Origin of the sequence: Paenibacillus sp. RC84, assembly GCF_041260495.1 — a bacterium.
In the GTDB taxonomy this organism is placed as follows: domain Bacteria; phylum Bacillota; class Bacilli; order Paenibacillales; family NBRC-103111; genus Paenibacillus_F.
The window spans coordinates 287,772-303,747 of record NZ_JBGBYL010000003.1 but is presented as its reverse complement, the minus strand read 5'-3'; the positions used below and the strand labels follow the sequence as shown (position 1 = coordinate 303,747).

Genomic DNA, 15,976 nt, shown 5'->3' with positions numbered 1-15,976 from the left:
GCTTATTACGAAATCTTCAAATACTCTTTGATGGCAGCTACGAAAGAGGCCGCGACTTTGTCCTGGAAAGCGGACGTGTACATAAGGGCTTCCTCCTGCGCGTTGGACAAAAATCCGACTTCGGCAAGCGCTGCCGGCATCTTCGTTTCTCTTACGACGTGGAGATCGCCTTCTTTTACTCCCCGGTTCTTAAACCCGGTCGCTTCCAGCAAGTGCTTCTGAACGACGTTCGCGAAGGCTTTGCTGTCCGCACGCTCGTAATAGAAGGTTTCGGTACCGCCGGCTGTCGGAGTCGCCTTGTTCGCGTGGATCGAAAGGAACAGGTCGGCATCCAGGTTATTGGCAAATTCGGAACGGCCTTTCAGTGTGACAAAAGTGTCCGTGGAACGTGTCATATAGGTCTGGATGTTCGGTTCTTGCTCCAGCAGCTTCGCTACTTTATTCGCTACGGCCAGTACAAAATCCTTTTCTTTCTTATTGGTCAGGGAAACCGCGCCTGAATCGGTTCCGCCGTGACCGGCGTCGATAACGACTTTGTATTTGGTTTTACCCGGTTCCGGAGCTTTCAAAACTCCAACGAGCAGGTTGGCCTGTCCCGCTGCGGCACTGATCGCAAGATCCGCTTTCGCTTTCATGTCAAGCGTAATTCTTACGGTAGCCGGATCGTTGTTGAAATTCGAAAATCTTACCTTCTCCACCATCGGATGCAGGGAAGGGACTTCTCCGACATTGTTGACGAGTTTGGCGGCGAGTGAAGCGTCAAGCTCCGTACCCGGCAGATCGATGACGATCCGGTCCGGCGAGGTAAGCTTGAATACGTTCGCCTGGGGAGATTTCTTGTCCGTTCCGACCAAAAGCTGATCCTTGGTCAGTTGGATCGTTTTCACAAGCACCTTATCCGATACCTGGCCGGGATTCGGCGTTGGCGTCGGCGTTGGAGTCGGCGTTGTGGGCGGTGTTCCCGCACCGGAGCCTTGTCCGCTCTTCGGGAAAATTTGTACTGTGCTGGTTTCTTGAACCCATTTGAAATCGTAGCCGATTTTCTGTCCGACGAACCTAACGGGAACGAGCACATTGCCCTTCACGTTCATCGGGGCGACCTCAAGTTGTTCAGCCCTGCTTCCGTTGACGACCGGAATGCGGTCACCGACTGTAAGCTGGATCTTCATGCTGTCACGAACAATAGTCGCGGTCTGCTTCGACTGATCCCAGGTCACCTTGGCGCCGAGTTTCTCGAAAATTTGCCGAATCGGAACCAACACATTACCATCCACGTTGAGCGGGTCCACTTCGGTTGTCAGCGTCTTGCCGTCCAGCACGATTTTAGCGGTTGGGGGGGACGTTGCACCGAAAGCCAATGAGGGCAGGAGCAGAGCGATCATGAGCAGCGTGGCGACAGTGGACCAAAGTTTCATCATACACCTCTTACACTTATTTTTCAGCGTTCGTCTCTTCTCGCCGAGTTGTCCGCCTCATCTCTATTCTACCAAATTATGCTACGGTCGGACAACGAGAGCATAGATTCGACGGCGCCGAACATAGAGTTAGACGCAGGTTTAATGCCAAAAGTTGCACTATTTCGCCTAATAACCTTGTATATCGGCTTTTTTGAGGTAGTTTGATAGATTTAAAGAGATATATTGGAAAAGAGGAAAACGGCGAAAAACCGTTCCCTATGGAAGGGAACGGCTATTGGAAAAGAGGCGGACACGCCGTTTACAGATTCAGTGCAAGGCGTTCTTGATGCTGCGCTTCGTAAGCGGAAATTTTATCCGCGTGCTGCAGCGTCAGCCCGATATCGTCAAGCCCTTGAAGAAGGAATTGGCGGCGGTGCTCGTCAAGATCGAAATCAATTTTCAGACCATACTCGTCGGTCAGCGTCTTGTTCTCCAAATCGACATCGAGCTTGTAACCCTCGTGTTTCGCCGTGCGCTGGAACAATTCTTCCACCTGTTCTTCGCTCAGCTTAATCGGCAGAATGCCGTTTTTGAAACAGTTGTTGTAGAAAATATCCGCGTAAGAAGGCGCGATGACGACTTTGAAGCCGTAATCGAGAATCGCCCATGGCGCATGTTCACGGGAAGATCCGCAGCCGAAGTTCGCGCGCGAAATGAGCACGGATGCTCCCTGGTAACGCGGCTTATTCAGGTCAAAGGTCGGGATCACCTGGCCGTCCTCGGTGAATCTCCACTCGAAGAACAGAAATTGTCCGAAGCCGGTGCGCTCGATACGTTTCAAAAATTGTTTAGGGATGATAGCGTCTGTATCTACGTTGACACGGTCAACCGGTCCGACGAGTCCGGTGTGTTGTTTGAATGCTTCCATGATTGATTTCCTCGCTTCCTGTTATCTCGTTCTGGTTACGCTTCCTGCGGCACTTTGTACGTCCAGCCGCGCACGTCCGTGAAGCGGCCTTCGATCGCCGCTGCGGCGGCCATCTCCGGAGAAACAAGGTGCGTTCTGCCTCCGCGGCCCTGACGGCCTTCGAAGTTGCGGTTCGATGTGGACGCGCAGCGCTCTCCCGGGCTGAGAACGTCCGGATTCATGGCGAGGCACATGCTGCAGCCCGCATCGCGCCATTCGAAACCCGCATCGATAAAGATTTTATCGAGGCCTTCTTTCTCGGCCTGCAGCTTAACGCGGCCCGAACCGGGAACGACGATGGCGTTGACGTTCGCATTGACTTTGTAGCCGCTCGCCACGGCCGCTGCACGACGCAGATCCTCGATGCGGCCGTTCGTGCAGGAGCCGATGAATACGCGGTCGACGGTAAGCTCCGTCATCGGTGTTCCGGGCTCAAGGCCCATATATTCAAGCGCCTTCTCGGCCGCTTTACGCTCGTTCTCCGTCGCCATTTCCTGCGGGTTAGGCACGCTGTTCGTGACGCCCGTGCCCATGCCCGGGCTCGTGCCCCAGGTAACCTGCGGCACGAGGGAAGCGGCGTCGAAATCAACGACGAGGTCGTAGGACGCGCCTTCGTCCGTGGTCAGCAGCTTCCAGGCTTCGACCGCCTGGTCGAATGCCGCATCCTGCGGTACGTACTGGCGGCCGCGCAGATATTCGAACGTCGTCTCGTCTGGAGCGATCAGTCCCGCTCTCGCACCGGCCTCGATCGACATGTTGCAGACGGTCATGCGCTCTTCCATGGACAATCCGCGGATCGCCTCGCCCGTGTATTCGATGACGTATCCTGTCGCAAAGTCCGTTCCGTACTGGGCAATGATGCCCAGAATAAGATCCTTTGCGGTCACGCCTACGGGCAGGGCGCCGTTCACGCGGACTTCCAGCGTCTTCGGCTTCGCCTGCTGCAACGTCTGGGTAGCAAGCACGTGCTCCACTTCGCTTGTGCCGATCCCGAACGCCAGGGCGCCGAAAGCACCGTGCGTGGATGTATGGCTGTCGCCGCAAACGATCGTCTTGCCCGGATGAGTCAAGCCGAGTTCAGGCCCCATAACGTGGACAACACCTTGATCCACATGGTTCAGGTCGAACAGGGTAACGCCGAAATCGCGGCAGTTCTGCGAAAGCGTGTCGATCTGCTGTTTGGAAATCGGGTCCTTGATGTTAAAACGGTCCTTCGTAGGCACGTTGTGGTCCATTGTGGCGAAAGTCAGCTCCGGACGGCGCACCGGGCGCCCGCTGAGACGGAGTCCTTCGAAAGCCTGCGGAGAAGTTACCTCATGTACGAGATGAAGATCGATGTACAGAATGCTCGGTTTTCCTTCTTCTTGGTAAATCACGTGGTTATTCCAAATTTTTTCGAATAATGTTTTTTTGCTCATGTCGCTCACCCCAGATAAAGATTCCGTTAATCTAATTGATAATCTTATGCTATCATTTCTTTCTTCATTGTTCCAAGATATAATAACTATAACCTTCATAGGTAAAACCAATAATCAGAGGAGCCTTCATATGGAACTTCGCCAACTGCAATATGCCGTACAAATCGCCCTGGAGCGCAACTTCTCGCGGGCGGCCGAAAAGCTTCATATTGCCCAGCCTTCGCTCAGCCAGCAGTTATCCAAGCTTGAACGCGAAATCGGCGTTCTGCTTTTCCAGCGCAGCACCAACTCGGTAGAGTTGACCCACGCCGGTTCTATTTTTGTAGATAAAGCCCAGGCCATTCTCGATTCGCTCGAGCAGTTGAAGCAGGAGATGGAAGATATCTCCCAGATGAAGAAGGGCAAGCTCGTTGTCGGAAGCATGCCGATCACCGGTTCTACGATCATGCCTTATGTGTTGCCCGTCTTCCAGGCCGCCTACCCGGATATCGAGGTCGTTCTCGTCGAAGAGACTTCCGCCAATCTGGAGAAACTGACGACCAGCGGCCAGACGGACATTTCCCTGCTCGCTCTCCCCATGCAGGAAGATTCGCTCGTCTACTCCCACCTTCTGGAGGAAGAAATCGTCATCGCTTTCCCCCCAAGCCATCCTCTTGCCAAGCGGCACATGGAAAACGGTGAGCCTGTCACGATCTCCGAGCTGGAAAACGAAGCGTTCATCTCGCTCAAGAAAGGCCAGGGGTTCCGTAAAATCAACGTCGCCCTGTGCCAGGAAGCCGGCTTCACCCCGAATATCGTCTTCGAGAGTTCCAACATGGAGACGGTCCAATCTCTTGTCGCGGCCGGAATGGGCATCGCCTTCGTACCTTATCTGATCGCCAAAAGAACCCGCAGCGAGCTGTCTCCCGTTCACCTTCCGCTCCGGAATCATCCCTCCCGGACGCTGGTTATCGCCCACAGGCGGGGGCGTTACCTGTCGAAGGCGGCGGACGCCTTTATTGAGACGATTCAGGCGGTCATGAAGGATCAGGGCAGCTTCGAATAAGCGGACAAACGGAAGTCGTTCAACCTCCATTTGTTTCATCTCGTTCGCTACCGGGTAGAAAAAAGTACGGCAGAATCAACAAGATAAAGGGGAGTGGAACCATGATAGGCTTCATTATTACCATTATAATGGCCGTAGTCATCGGGATTATCGGCGACGCGATCGTCAGAAGCAATATGCCCGGAGGCATACTGGGATCCATGCTGGCCGGTTTTGTCGGAGCGTGGCTCGGTTCTTTGCTTCTCGGCAGCTGGGGTCCCGAAATCGGCGGCTTCTCTGTCATTCCGGCTATTATCGGAGCGGCGTTATTCGTTTTCCTGATCGGCCTTGCCAGCCGCGCTTTTCACCGCACCAATGCTTAAACCGCGGAAACACTTCACATTTCTATAAATGTATCTTGTGTTTTAAAAAAATGATATTCAGGTAAAGGAGATGGATCATATGTCTAACGAATCCAAAGGTAATGGCGTATTGCTTGGTACTCTGGTAGGTGCAGGTGTAGGAGCGATCACCGCCCTTCTTCTTGCCCCTAAAACAGGCCGTGAAATGAGGGAAGACCTCTCGGTCAAATATTCCGAATGGATGGCGAAAGGTCAAGAACTTGCATCCGACGCCAAAACGAAAGTTGCGGATGTTGCCAGCCGTGTGAACGAACAGACCAGCAATCTGGTTGACCGTTCGAAAGATCTGGTCAGCAGCGCAGCGAATTCCACGAACCGCGCTCTCGACAATGTCAAAGAAATGAAAGAAGAGCGTACGGACCAAATGCTGAACAGCATGGATCAGTCCAATAAACCGATGAACTAAACCGCTTCGGGAACACCCCATTGGAATTGTTCCGAGCATCGGCAGCCAGCTTCTCTGCGGAGAGCTGGCTGTTTTGGCGAAAGCCGCCCAGGAGCCGTTCAAACTGACTGAAAGAGGTGCATTCCGTATGAGACATTCTTCTCCCACCCGTGAGCGCCGAGTCCCTGGAGAGGTACCGATTCCTTCCCAGGAACCGAGCCGGAAGGAATTGGCGCTGGAACGCCTTGCTACCATCCTGGAACGCTCCGAGTATAAAGATGTGATCGAAAATTATCTCAATCCGCGCAAACGGATTATCACGAATTTCACTGCCGGCCTGGCCAGAGGCTTGGGGCTGACGATCGGTACGACGGTTGTAGTCGCTCTTCTCGGCTGGATCGTTTCCCAGTTTCTATCCATGCCGATCATAGGAGAATTTATCGCGAAGCTCGTATCCTACGTGGATATGTATAAATAAAATGAAGACTGCCAAGCCGGCTACCGGCTCAAGGCGGTCTTTTTGTTTGCGGCCATATTATTTACGGCTATATCGTATAGGCACCCATCCTGCCTTTCTTTTACATCCTACAAAAAACAGCCCGGAAGCAGATGGCTCTGCCCCGGACTGTCGTTATTTTTATTACGCAAAGAGTGCATTCACTTGTTCGCTCTGCATCTCTTCATTCAGGATTTTGCTGACCGGAATCGGATGTTTATCCGGCTTTACCAGGAAAGTCTCCTGCAGGTAAAAGCCGTTTTCTTTCGCTTTAGCATAGGTTTGACAGAAATGATCGGCTGCACGGACCGCTCGATAAAATTCTGAATACGTTTCCAAAATATTCCCATTGCCAAGCGGGTTCGTACTAGCACGTATACAAAGCTGATAAGTGGCTCCGTCAACTTCACGAACCAGAATCTCGCTGCCTTCACAGTCGATCGTATATTTGACTGTCATAAGACTCACCGCCTTCATTATAGTGGGAATTCATTTTAATTGGGTATGGTTAATAATTACCCATGTTTCCCACTACTTGAAACCGTTTTTTCTGTCAACCGCCCGCCATCCAAAATGCCGGACCGGCCCCTTACGGGACCAGGCCGTTTATTTCAGATTGGAAGTTTTGCTTTTACCCTTGATAATATCGCCTGTCCAGCCCTTCCAATGAAGCCAGCCGAGGACAACCACAGGAAGAGCGACGATAAGACCCAGGGCCAGATAATAGCCAGCCGTCCACTTCAGCTCCGGCATATTCTCGAAGTTCATGCCCCATATCCCCGCCAGCATCGTAGGCGGCGCAAATACGGCCGTAAAGACCGTCAAGGTCTTCGTAATCTCATTCCCCCGGTAGTTCGCAATACTCGTATCCAGAGCCAGCAGAGCCTCTACCTCTTCCGTATACAGCTTCAGCCGCGTCATAATCCTCTCGATTTTGATGCACGTTCTGCGGTGTTCCAATCCTTCTTCCATATTCTCAACAAACAGCTCTTTGGTCGTCATCATCGTGTCTTTGAGCGGACGCACCCATTTAGTCATATCGAGCAGCTCGTGCCGGCGGTCAAGGATGCGGTCCAGCAGCTTGGAATTGTTTCTTTTTCTCATATGCTCCCCGACCTGGCGCATTCTTTTCTCATAATCCGTCAGAACATGGAGCAGCCGCTCCGCAATATAGCCGAGGATAACGAAAAGACCTTCAAGCGCATTCTTGGCATTCAATGCCTGTTCCCGGATCAAGTCCGGATCGAAGGGAGCCAACAGCTCTTCTTTGAAATTAATCGTAACCAGATGATCCTCGTTGACTAGGAAATGAAAGATCGGAGTGCCTTCCCGGCATTCGGAGTCAAAATCGTAATAGAAAGCTCCCTCCAGCAGCTCACTTCCTTTATTACGATATAAACGGGCCTCGAACGGTTCCGCTGCGGCCTGTTTCACGAGCGGCTTCAACTCTTCGGGCAGCTTATCGATCGCTACATTGAGATCTCCGTCCTTATCATGCAGGTCGTGCCAAACCCAATTCGATGAAGATTCCAGCTCTTTATCTTCCATGTGCACCCTTCCTTTACCGGTATGATGTCATTAAAAAAGAACACGCTGTAACAACGTGTTCTTTTCTGCAGGTTCTATTGCTGCATGAACGAGTCAAGCTCCTTCACCCGGCTTGTTCTTCTCGAAATATTTGCGCAGCTTATCCAGCGCCCTGCGCTGAATACGGGATACGCTCATTTGAGAAACGCCAAGATCCTGGGCGATGGTTCTTTGCGAATATCCATCCACGTAAGCCAGCATCAGGACTTTCTGCTCCTCAGGCTTGAGGTGGCTCAGCGCCTCCTGCAAATCGAGTTTATTGTCGACATTGAGATACTCATCCACTTGAGTACCCAGTACATCGCCAATCGTCGACCCGTTCTCTTCCGTTGAAAGCGGCATGTCCAAGGACACATAATGATAGCATTCACGTCCGGCCAAAATTTCAATCGTTTCCTCGACAGTCAGACTCAGCTCTTCCGCAATCTCATTCACATTGGGAGATCGCTCCAGCCGCATCGTCAGATGATCGATCGCCTGCTGGATCTGAAATCCTTTTTCTTTAATCCGTCTCGGAACCTGAATATACCAGGACTTGTCACGAAGATAATTCTTCATGTGGCCGATAATACTCTTCATCATATAAGCATCAAACTGCACACCGTGAGAAGGGTCAAACTGTTTAAACAGCTTCAACAGGGAGATTTGCCCGATTTGGATCAGATCTTCATACAGATCCGGACGGTTGCGGGACATCTTCGCTGCGGCCATTTTCACAGTAGACTCGTATTGAATAAGCAAAGAGGTAGCGATATCATTGCATTCGGTTTCCTGATACTGTCGAATCAGATCATGGATATGCTCCATCTCTTTCCTCTCGGATTGTAATTTCATACCATTTCCTCACTTTTGCTGACCAGCTTCGTTAAGATTACAACAGTCCCATGATCCCCTTTCACCTCTACATCGTCCATCAAGGCTTGCATGAGATATAATCCGAGGCCGCCGCTGCTCACTTCATCGAGTGATTTGTTGTGCAAAGAGTCGGCGGAACCCACTTTCGTGACATGGTCAAAGCTGAGGCCCTGATCCTGCACGATAATTTTAATGCCGCCGTCCACCTCTTCGAAATGAACTTCCATTTTGCCGCCCTGGCCCGGCTCGTAAGCGTGAACCACAACGTTGTTGCAAGCCTCCGAAACGGCGACTTTCATATCTTCGATATCTTCATAAGAGAAACCCATCTTGGAGCTGATTCCATAGAGCGTCAAACGGACGAGATCGATGTATTCAGCTTCAGCAGGCAGCGTTAAACTCACAGTACGATTTTTGGATTCCATAGACCCTTTTCTTTCCTTTCTTAGTTCACAGTATTCGCTACAGCCGACAAAAACGGTGTCAACCCCGTAAGGTCAAACAGCTTCTGGACCTTGGGAGGGATATTCTCAACCGCAAAAGGCGCTTTTAAAGCGTGACGGGTTTTGATGATCGTAAGGATAACTCCGATTCCCGTGCTGTCGATGTATGTCAGTTCTTTAAGATTGAGAATTAGTTTGCGTCCCACATCTTGCACAAACGGGTCCACGTTTGTATTAAACTCGGATGCCTTGGAAAGATCCAGCTCCCCGATCAAAGAAATGATGTTATCATCATCTGTAATTTGTTTTTCCATTCTGAATTTGTTCTCTTGCACCATTTATTTGTCCTCCTTAGTCAATGACCCACCATTTATAATTGCTGCACATACTACTTACTTTACCCGGCATAAATCCAAGTGAAACAGCTTTTTTATCTTTCTTGTTTTTACCAGCCCGCTTCGGGCTATTCTTTGTAAGAAGCCGTCTTACTTGACGGCTACGCTTTTGCTGTTCGTCGTGCGGCTCTGCTTCAATCTCTTCCACATATCGACCGCTACCGGAACCAAAGGCGCGATTCGGTTCACGATGCTTTTCGGAGAGTTCAGCTCTTTCTCCACTTTGTTTCTCATTGTATTCGTTACGGTAGCCGAGGTTTGGCGCACGGAAGTCGTAATCTCGCTTACCACATCCCCGACATTTTTAATGGTATAAAAGGTTTTGTCGAGCGCATGCAGCTTGTTGCGTACGTCCAGGCTAACCTCATTGGTATGACGAAGCAGTTCGTTTGCTTCCTGGCTTACCACCGTCACCTGCTGCTGAACTTGCTGAATGGTCTGGTTGGTCTGGGCAACGAGATCGGTCACCGACCGGAGTGTCTTCACCAAAAAAACGACGAGCACCACAAAGGCAATCGCAATAACCGCTAAGCTAATTTGCCATATCATAAGCTATCCCCTCCCTTATACGTGAACCCTGCTCATGAACCTGCCGAATCGACCGGCTTATCTCAGTTTTACCACCTGCCGGGCACTTTGAAACACCGGATTTCCCGCTATAATTTGCCTTGTTTCGCCGGGGGTAGCTGCGGGTAATGAGCTTGTAGACACGACTATTCAGAGTTAAAGGGAGGAAATAAACAATGGCTAAAACATCTACAGCTAAAGAAAAACAAACCGTAACTTTACTTAATAAGCAAGTGGCAAACTGGGGTGTCATGTACGTCAAGCTGCATCAGTTCCATTGGTACCTCAAGGGCCCTTCGTTCTTCGTTCTCCATGTAAAATTCGAAGAACTCTATAAAGAAGCCGATCTTTACCTCGACACGATTGCCGAACGTATCCTCGGACTTCAGGGAAGCCCGCTTTCCACAACGAAAGAATTCCAAACGAATTCTTCTATCAAAGAAGTTTCTCCGGAGCGCAATGCCGGCCAAATGGTAGAAGCGCTGATCCAGGACTTCCGCACCATTACGGAAGAATCCAAGGAAGCGATCGAAACCGCCGAGAAAGAAGGCGACCACGGTACGGCGGATATGCTGACTGAAATCTGCACCAACCTTGAAAAACACATCTGGATGCTGGAGTCTTACATAAACGATTAAGACTACCGCAATTGATCTGGTGAAGGAAGGAGGGTTATCCATGGATCAAGACAAGAATGTCGACATCGAGCAAAGGCACATTGAGAAAAGATCGGATTCGAGCGCCGTCGCTTCTACTTTTATCAAATATGCGGCCTACCTCATCATTTTCTTTGGTTTCCTTTACTTCCTCGTTAAATATGTATTCCCTAAATTTTAATAGATCTCCTTCAATCAGCCTTCTTGCAAGGCTGATTTTTTGTGTCTCGTTACACGGGCTCTCTCTTCGCCGTTCAGGTGTCTGACTTACCGTCATGCGACGCTGCATCACGCCGGAGCTGTACGAAGCGCGATGCGGGCGTGATAACTCTCTCCTCTCTTAATCAGGAGTAGCTGTATGGACATCTTGATGACATAATGAGTCTTACGCCTACTCCGGGCGGGCTTCAATTGCCTTATACTTCTCCCGTTCCTGTCACCGCCAGCCGCTGCGTAATCCGGTCCGGCAGCAGGACTGAGCTTAATCCAGTCAGGAAAATCGGCTCCAAATGGAAACAACAAAAAAACCCGCTTGGCGCGGGCCTGTTTCTACTACTTGGATTTAGATTAGATGAACCCTTATTCCGTAACGCTCGAGAAGAAATGAACCGATTTTAACTGACCGTTGTCAGGGTCTACAAACAATTTCAGCGCTTGACTATCCTGCGTATAGACCAGGCCGTCCTCGGCCACCCAGTAGGGCTCCCCAAGCGTCTTTTCGAGCGCTTGCAAATTATTCGCCACCGGCTTGCCGTCGATATTAATCTGTTTGTGATCCGGAGTAACTTCTACATATTCAACTCCATATTCACCTATGGCAACGCTGCAATCCGGATACTCAAGAATTTTCGTTTCACCGAAAAATTCATCCTTCCGGATGGATTTCGGCTCTCCCTTCCGCTTCACAATCGTATTCACATCGTCGGATAAAGAGATGCCGTTTACGCGTTCCAGTTTGATGGAGCCGGACGCCTCTGCAGGCGTTTTTTCGGCCGGAACCACTGCCGGCTTTGCCGTCACCGTACCGTTAGCGTTAGCCGTCTTATATCCCGCTGTCTCCGTAATGGCGCCTCCAGCGCCAAGAACCAAAGGAGGTGCTGCCTTAGAAATGAGTCCGTCATCCGCACCTGCGGACGCAGGCACCTCAAGTCCATGAGCGCCGCTGAAAAGCAGCGCACCGCCAAGCAGCGCCATCGTCAGTGATTTCTTGTTCATCTGGAGTCCCTCCTAAGACGTATTGGGGTCATGAGCGGCTAAGGGATGATTACAGAGTTATTGGCCCGCAGCAGAAGCTTCAATCGCTTGATCCGCATAACTGGCATCATAGGCATAAACAAACTGGCTGGGAACCGCCACGACCACAATGCGCCCCCGTGAAATTTCTTCTTCGTAATAAGGAATCGCACTTCCCGCCAGCCCCAGCGAGATGAGTTTGGAACGCATTGCCCTGCCGCTGCCGCGGAAAATAGTCGCCATCGTATAGGCCATTTGCTCTGCGGAGAAGCCGATACGGCTTGTATAACGCGGTCTCAGCATTTCCTCCGTGTCTACCGCCTCATCGGACAGCACGTGAATGCAGTGCGGTTCGCATCCGGCGGTTTGAAGCTGACGAATGACATCGCGGATTTCCTTCTCGCTGTCGACGACAATAATGGAATGATTCACCTGAATATCCCCCTTAACCGATTCTCTGCTCGAGACGAGGCAGGTAAATTTTCGGAGCTTTGTCGTTGATCTTGTAAAGCACCTCATGATCTCCGACCACACTAATCGTTTGGGCATCCGTCTTGCCTACCGTTACACCGTCGCACAATACGCTTCCCTCGCCGATAATGGCTTTATGGAGCTTTACGTTGTTCCCTATCCGGACATTCGGCATGATCACGCAGTCCGTCAGAACGCTGCCTTTTCCTATGTAAACTCCATGAGAGATTACCGAGTTCTGAACTTGACCGTACACGGCGCAGTTCTCGCTGATCAGGGAACGGTCCACTTTGGCCGCACGGTCGACGTGCGGCTTTACGTTGGCAATCTGGGCCGTATACATCGGCCATTCCAGCTCGCTCATCAGCGGAGAACCGTTCAGCAGGTCCATCTGTGCCTGCCACAGGCTGTCGATGGTGCCGACATCTTTCCAATACCCCTCATAGGAGAAGGAATGAACGCGAACACCTTCCTCGACCATCATCGGGATGACATCCTTACCGAAATCGTGGGAAGAATCCGCAGACATCTCGTCGCGCTCCAGCACTTTCTTCAGGAAATCCCAGTTGAATACATAAATTCCCATCGAAGCCAGATTGCTCTTCGGCTGTGCCGGCTTCTCTTCAAACTCGACAATGCGGCCCTCCTCGTCCGTGTTCATAATTCCGAAGCGGCTCGCTTCGTCCCAGCCTACCGGCTTAACCGCGATTGTCGCGACCGAACCGAGCTTTTGATGCTGTTCGATCATTTTGCTGTAATCCATTTGGTAAATGTGGTCGCCCGAAAGCACCAGTACATATTCCGGATCGTGCTTTTCGATAAAATGGCGGTTCTGATAAACCGCGTTAGCCGTTCCCGTAAATTCGTTGCCGATTACATGCTCCTGGTTTGAGCAAAGCACTTCGACGCATCCTTTGTCCGTTTCGCTCAGCCAAGCTTCGCCTGTTCCGATGTGCTGATGAAGAGATTCCGGTTTGTATTGGGTGACTACACCGATCGTGTCAACGCCGGAATTGCGGCAGTTGCTGAGCGCGTAATCGATCATACGATAGCGGCCCGCGAAATGAACCGCCGGTTTCGCCGTATTTTGGGTCAAGGCGCCCAGTCGGCGACCTTCACCTCCTGCTAGTAATATAGCTACACTCTGTTTTCTCATCTCTGTCACCTGATCCTTTCGTAGTTGTCTATTTTCTCTATAAGAAAGAGTTCTTGTTTATATCGTCCAAGTAAAACTTGTCTATCTTTAAATACCCCGTGCGGACAATTCATAATCAACTTAATTTGATTTGTTCGCTTTTATTTGCACAATCTGTAAAACTATTGCTGTCATGGGGGTCAGCCCGTTTTAGGACGCTTCTCTCTTATCTCCCACCCGCCTCTATATCTCGGTAATACCAGTTCTTACACCGCCCCCATCCCTTTGAAACTATAAAAAAGACAACAAAAAAAGCCCCGCAAACCGCATTCTGCGCGTGTTTACGAAGCTTTTATCAAGATCGGAGTTCTTCCGCCTGTATGGTAAAAACAAATTCGGTGCCTTGGCCCTCTTGTGAATAGACTTCCATTTTGCCCGACATGAGCTCCACAAGATTTTGGCAAATGACAAGCCCTAAACCGGTTCCTCCGTATTTCCGCGTCATGGAGGAGTCCACCTGCGTAAAAGGCTGGAACAGGCGGTTTCTTTTCTCGACCGGAATTCCGATCCCCGTATCGCGGACCCGGAATTGAAGAATCATCCGGCTGCCGTTCCCGGTTTTTCCCAGATTCGTCACTTTAACCTTAATGCCGCCCGTTTCCGTGAATTTAACCGCGTTGCCGATCAGATTAATGAGCACCTGACGGAGCTTCAGCTCATCCCCGATGAGATGGGTCGGAACATTCTCAGCAAGTTCCCGTTCCAGTTTGAGGTCCTTCTTGCGGCATTCGCCGTAGAACAGATCCATCGTTTCTTCCATACAGACGTCCAGATCGAACGGCTCGGTGTTCATCTCCATTTTGGAAGATTCGAGTTTGGTGAAATCGAGAATCTGATTGATAATATGCAGCAGCGCGGCACCGCTTCTTGAAATGGTGTCGGCGTATTCCCGCTGTTCATCCGAAAGCTCCGTTTCCAGGAGCAGATCGGTCATCGCCATGACCCCGTTCATGGGCGTGCGGATTTCATGGCTCATCAGCGCAAGAAACTCGGATTTAGCCCGGTTGGCCGATTCCGCCGCTTCTTTGGCCGTCAGCAGTTCCTGTGTCCGCATATTCAGCAGCTCCGACTGGTGCTGGAGCTTTTTTTGAACGAGATACAAGTTCACGAAGCCTTCGATCTTGGCTTTCAGCGTGTGAGGCACGAACGGTTTAACGATATAATCAATGGCACCGACGGAATAAGCCGCGAAAACATGCTCCTTCTCATGGGAAGCCGCTGTAATGAAAATAATCGGGATATCCTTCGATTTCTCCCGTGATTTGATCCAACGGGCCGTCTCGAAACCGTCCATGCCCGGCATCTGAACGTCCAGAACAATCACGGCGAAATCGTCGTGCAATAAACATCGAAGGGCCTCTTCACCCGAGCCCGCTTTTACCAGATGGTAGTTCTCTTCCGCAAGAACGGCTTCAAGCGCCAGCAAATTCTCGGGCTGATCGTCTACCATCAGTATTTTAATCGGTTCATCCAAGTTCACTTCGAGAAACCCCTTCCTCCAACTCGTCTCCTCATCTTATGCAGCGTCACTGCACCTTGCGGTAAATTTTGTCGGCTGTACTGACGGCTTCGTAAGCGGACGCGTGCTTGGTGAAAGTGATCGTTTCTTTATCGCCCAAAATCAGAAAACCGGACGGTCCCAGGCTTTCGTATATGAGTGTATGCACCTGGTTCTGGAGCTGCGTATTGAAATAAATCAATACATTCCGGCACAAAATCACATGGAACTCGTTAAACGAACGATCCGTAACCAGGTTATGCTGGGCAAAAACAATATTGTCACGCAAAAAGGAATGAAGCGTAACGGAATCCTTCGAAGCCGTATAGTACTTCGAGAAAGCTTCCTTGCCTCCGGACTGCAGGTAGTTTCTCGTATAGTCTTTCATGTTGCGCAGCGGATAGATTCCTTTCTCCGCCTTTTTAAGCACATCCTCGTTTATATCCGTCGCATAAATCCGGGTGCGGTCGTAGAGCCCCTCTTCGTGCAGCAGGATCGCCATCGAGTAAACTTCCTCTCCGGTGGCGCAGCCCGCATGCCAGATGCGGATCGCCGGATACTGGCGGAGCAGGGGGACCACCTTCTGGCGGAAGGTGAGGAACACCTCGGGATCGCGGAACATCTCGGTGACGTGAATCACCAGGTCCGACAGCAGGCGCTCCAGGCACTCCCGGTCGTGCAGAACTCTCTCCTGCAGACCGGAGACGGTCGTCAGCTTCTCCGCCAGAATACGGTGCCAGATCCTGCGCCGGATAGACGGGTACGAATAATTGCGGAAGTCATATCCGTAAATGCGGTAAATGCCCTCGAGCAGCAGACTGATCTCGATGCGTTCATGCTCGGCCTGCAGGCCGGAAAAAGTCGGCAGTTGATCTATAGGGTGAAAATTCGAATCCAAATTGTCTCTCTCCTTCTCCTCCGAGTCGATCCTGTGGCACGTCATAGATGTTTCTCATCAGAGGGTTCG

At 50.9% G+C, this 15,976-nt stretch carries 20 protein-coding genes; 6 read left to right on the top strand and 14 right to left on the bottom strand.

Going from position 1 to position 15,976, the window contains the following annotated elements:
- Positions 1–5 precede the first annotated feature (5 nt).
- The 3 genes from ABH899_RS08720 to leuC all read right to left on the bottom strand — a co-directional run bounded on the left by ABH899_RS08720 (position 6) and on the right by leuC (position 3,782).
- Complete coding sequence (locus ABH899_RS08720; protein ID WP_369995613.1) at positions 6–1,418, bottom strand: N-acetylmuramoyl-L-alanine amidase family protein; 1,413 nt, start codon at positions 1,416–1,418, stop codon at positions 6–8.
- A 298-nt stretch (positions 1,419–1,716) separates the two neighbouring features.
- Entirely contained in the window at positions 1,717–2,325 is a 609-nt protein-coding gene (leuD, locus tag ABH899_RS08715; RefSeq protein WP_369995610.1) for a 3-isopropylmalate dehydratase small subunit, read from the bottom strand.
- Positions 2,326–2,360: 35 nt separating this feature from the next.
- Positions 2,361–3,782, bottom strand: a complete 1,422-nt coding sequence (gene leuC, locus ABH899_RS08710; protein WP_369995607.1) for a 3-isopropylmalate dehydratase large subunit — start codon at positions 3,780–3,782, stop codon at positions 2,361–2,363.
- Between the two features lie 130 nt (positions 3,783–3,912).
- On the opposite strand from leuC, the gene ABH899_RS08705 reads away from it, so the two are divergent.
- The 4 genes from ABH899_RS08705 to ABH899_RS08690 all read left to right on the top strand — a co-directional run bounded on the left by ABH899_RS08705 (position 3,913) and on the right by ABH899_RS08690 (position 6,091).
- Positions 3,913–4,827: a LysR family transcriptional regulator gene (locus ABH899_RS08705; protein WP_218229860.1), complete on the top strand. Its 915-nt coding sequence runs from the start codon at positions 3,913–3,915 to the stop codon at positions 4,825–4,827.
- A gap of 101 nt (positions 4,828–4,928) precedes the next feature.
- Positions 4,929–5,189: a GlsB/YeaQ/YmgE family stress response membrane protein gene (locus ABH899_RS08700; RefSeq protein ID WP_009675502.1), complete on the top strand. Its 261-nt coding sequence runs from the start codon at positions 4,929–4,931 to the stop codon at positions 5,187–5,189.
- Positions 5,190–5,268: 79 nt separating this feature from the next.
- The gene (locus ABH899_RS08695; protein ID WP_369995602.1) at positions 5,269–5,634 is read left to right on the top strand and encodes a YtxH domain-containing protein; all 366 of its coding nucleotides are present in this window, start codon (positions 5,269–5,271) and stop codon (positions 5,632–5,634) included.
- A 127-nt stretch (positions 5,635–5,761) separates the two neighbouring features.
- Positions 5,762–6,091, top strand: coding sequence for a DUF5665 domain-containing protein (locus tag ABH899_RS08690; RefSeq protein ID WP_326053215.1), 330 nt, complete (start codon positions 5,762–5,764; stop codon positions 6,089–6,091).
- A 162-nt stretch (positions 6,092–6,253) separates the two neighbouring features.
- On the opposite strand, the gene ABH899_RS08685 is transcribed toward ABH899_RS08690, so the two are convergent.
- The 6 genes from ABH899_RS08685 to ABH899_RS08660 all read right to left on the bottom strand — a co-directional run bounded on the left by ABH899_RS08685 (position 6,254) and on the right by ABH899_RS08660 (position 9,938).
- On the bottom strand, positions 6,254–6,568 hold the full coding sequence (locus ABH899_RS08685) for a hypothetical protein (RefSeq protein WP_369995598.1): 315 nt from the start codon (positions 6,566–6,568) through the stop codon (positions 6,254–6,256).
- Between the two features lie 147 nt (positions 6,569–6,715).
- The gene (locus ABH899_RS08680) at positions 6,716–7,657 is read right to left on the bottom strand and encodes a magnesium transporter CorA family protein (RefSeq protein ID WP_369995596.1); all 942 of its coding nucleotides are present in this window, start codon (positions 7,655–7,657) and stop codon (positions 6,716–6,718) included.
- Positions 7,658–7,750: 93 nt separating this feature from the next.
- Positions 7,751–8,530 (bottom strand): sigma-70 family RNA polymerase sigma factor, encoded by a 780-nt coding sequence (locus tag ABH899_RS08675; protein ID WP_103995048.1) that lies wholly within the window; start codon positions 8,528–8,530, stop codon positions 7,751–7,753.
- A complete protein-coding gene (gene rsbW, locus ABH899_RS08670; protein ID WP_218229859.1) occupies positions 8,527–8,976 on the bottom strand; it encodes an anti-sigma B factor RsbW in 450 nt (149 codons plus the stop codon). Before rsbW ends, ABH899_RS08675 begins: the two co-directional genes overlap by 4 nt.
- Positions 8,977–8,996: 20 nt before the next feature.
- On the bottom strand, positions 8,997–9,332 hold the full coding sequence (locus ABH899_RS08665) for an STAS domain-containing protein (protein WP_009675595.1): 336 nt from the start codon (positions 9,330–9,332) through the stop codon (positions 8,997–8,999).
- A 147-nt stretch (positions 9,333–9,479) separates the two neighbouring features.
- The gene (locus tag ABH899_RS08660; RefSeq protein WP_009675468.1) at positions 9,480–9,938 is read right to left on the bottom strand and encodes a DUF948 domain-containing protein; all 459 of its coding nucleotides are present in this window, start codon (positions 9,936–9,938) and stop codon (positions 9,480–9,482) included.
- Positions 9,939–10,132: 194 nt separating this feature from the next.
- Here ABH899_RS08660 and ABH899_RS08655 point away from each other — a divergent pair, with 194 nt between their 5' ends.
- Both ABH899_RS08655 and ABH899_RS08650 read left to right on the top strand, forming a co-directional pair.
- A complete protein-coding gene (locus ABH899_RS08655) occupies positions 10,133–10,594 on the top strand; it encodes a Dps family protein (protein ID WP_369995590.1) in 462 nt (153 codons plus the stop codon).
- A 40-nt stretch (positions 10,595–10,634) separates the two neighbouring features.
- Positions 10,635–10,793 (top strand): hypothetical protein, encoded by a 159-nt coding sequence (locus ABH899_RS08650; protein ID WP_009675476.1) that lies wholly within the window; start codon positions 10,635–10,637, stop codon positions 10,791–10,793.
- A gap of 398 nt (positions 10,794–11,191) precedes the next feature.
- Here the strand turns inward: ABH899_RS08650 and ABH899_RS08645 are convergent, their stop codons facing one another.
- The 5 genes from ABH899_RS08645 to ABH899_RS08625 form a co-directional block, all read right to left on the bottom strand.
- Positions 11,192–11,827: a hypothetical protein gene (locus ABH899_RS08645; protein WP_369995588.1), complete on the bottom strand. Its 636-nt coding sequence runs from the start codon at positions 11,825–11,827 to the stop codon at positions 11,192–11,194.
- A gap of 57 nt (positions 11,828–11,884) precedes the next feature.
- Entirely contained in the window at positions 11,885–12,277 is a 393-nt protein-coding gene (locus ABH899_RS08640; protein ID WP_326053208.1) for a general stress protein, read from the bottom strand.
- A 13-nt stretch (positions 12,278–12,290) separates the two neighbouring features.
- Positions 12,291–13,472, bottom strand: coding sequence for a glucose-1-phosphate adenylyltransferase (locus tag ABH899_RS08635; RefSeq protein ID WP_369995584.1), 1,182 nt, complete (start codon positions 13,470–13,472; stop codon positions 12,291–12,293).
- 334 nt (positions 13,473–13,806) lie between these two features.
- On the bottom strand, positions 13,807–14,991 hold the full coding sequence (locus ABH899_RS08630; RefSeq protein WP_369995581.1) for an ATP-binding protein: 1,185 nt from the start codon (positions 14,989–14,991) through the stop codon (positions 13,807–13,809).
- Between the two features lie 46 nt (positions 14,992–15,037).
- On the bottom strand, positions 15,038–15,907 hold the full coding sequence (locus ABH899_RS08625) for a CheR family methyltransferase (RefSeq protein WP_009675636.1): 870 nt from the start codon (positions 15,905–15,907) through the stop codon (positions 15,038–15,040).
- Positions 15,908–15,976: the final 69 nt, after the last annotated feature.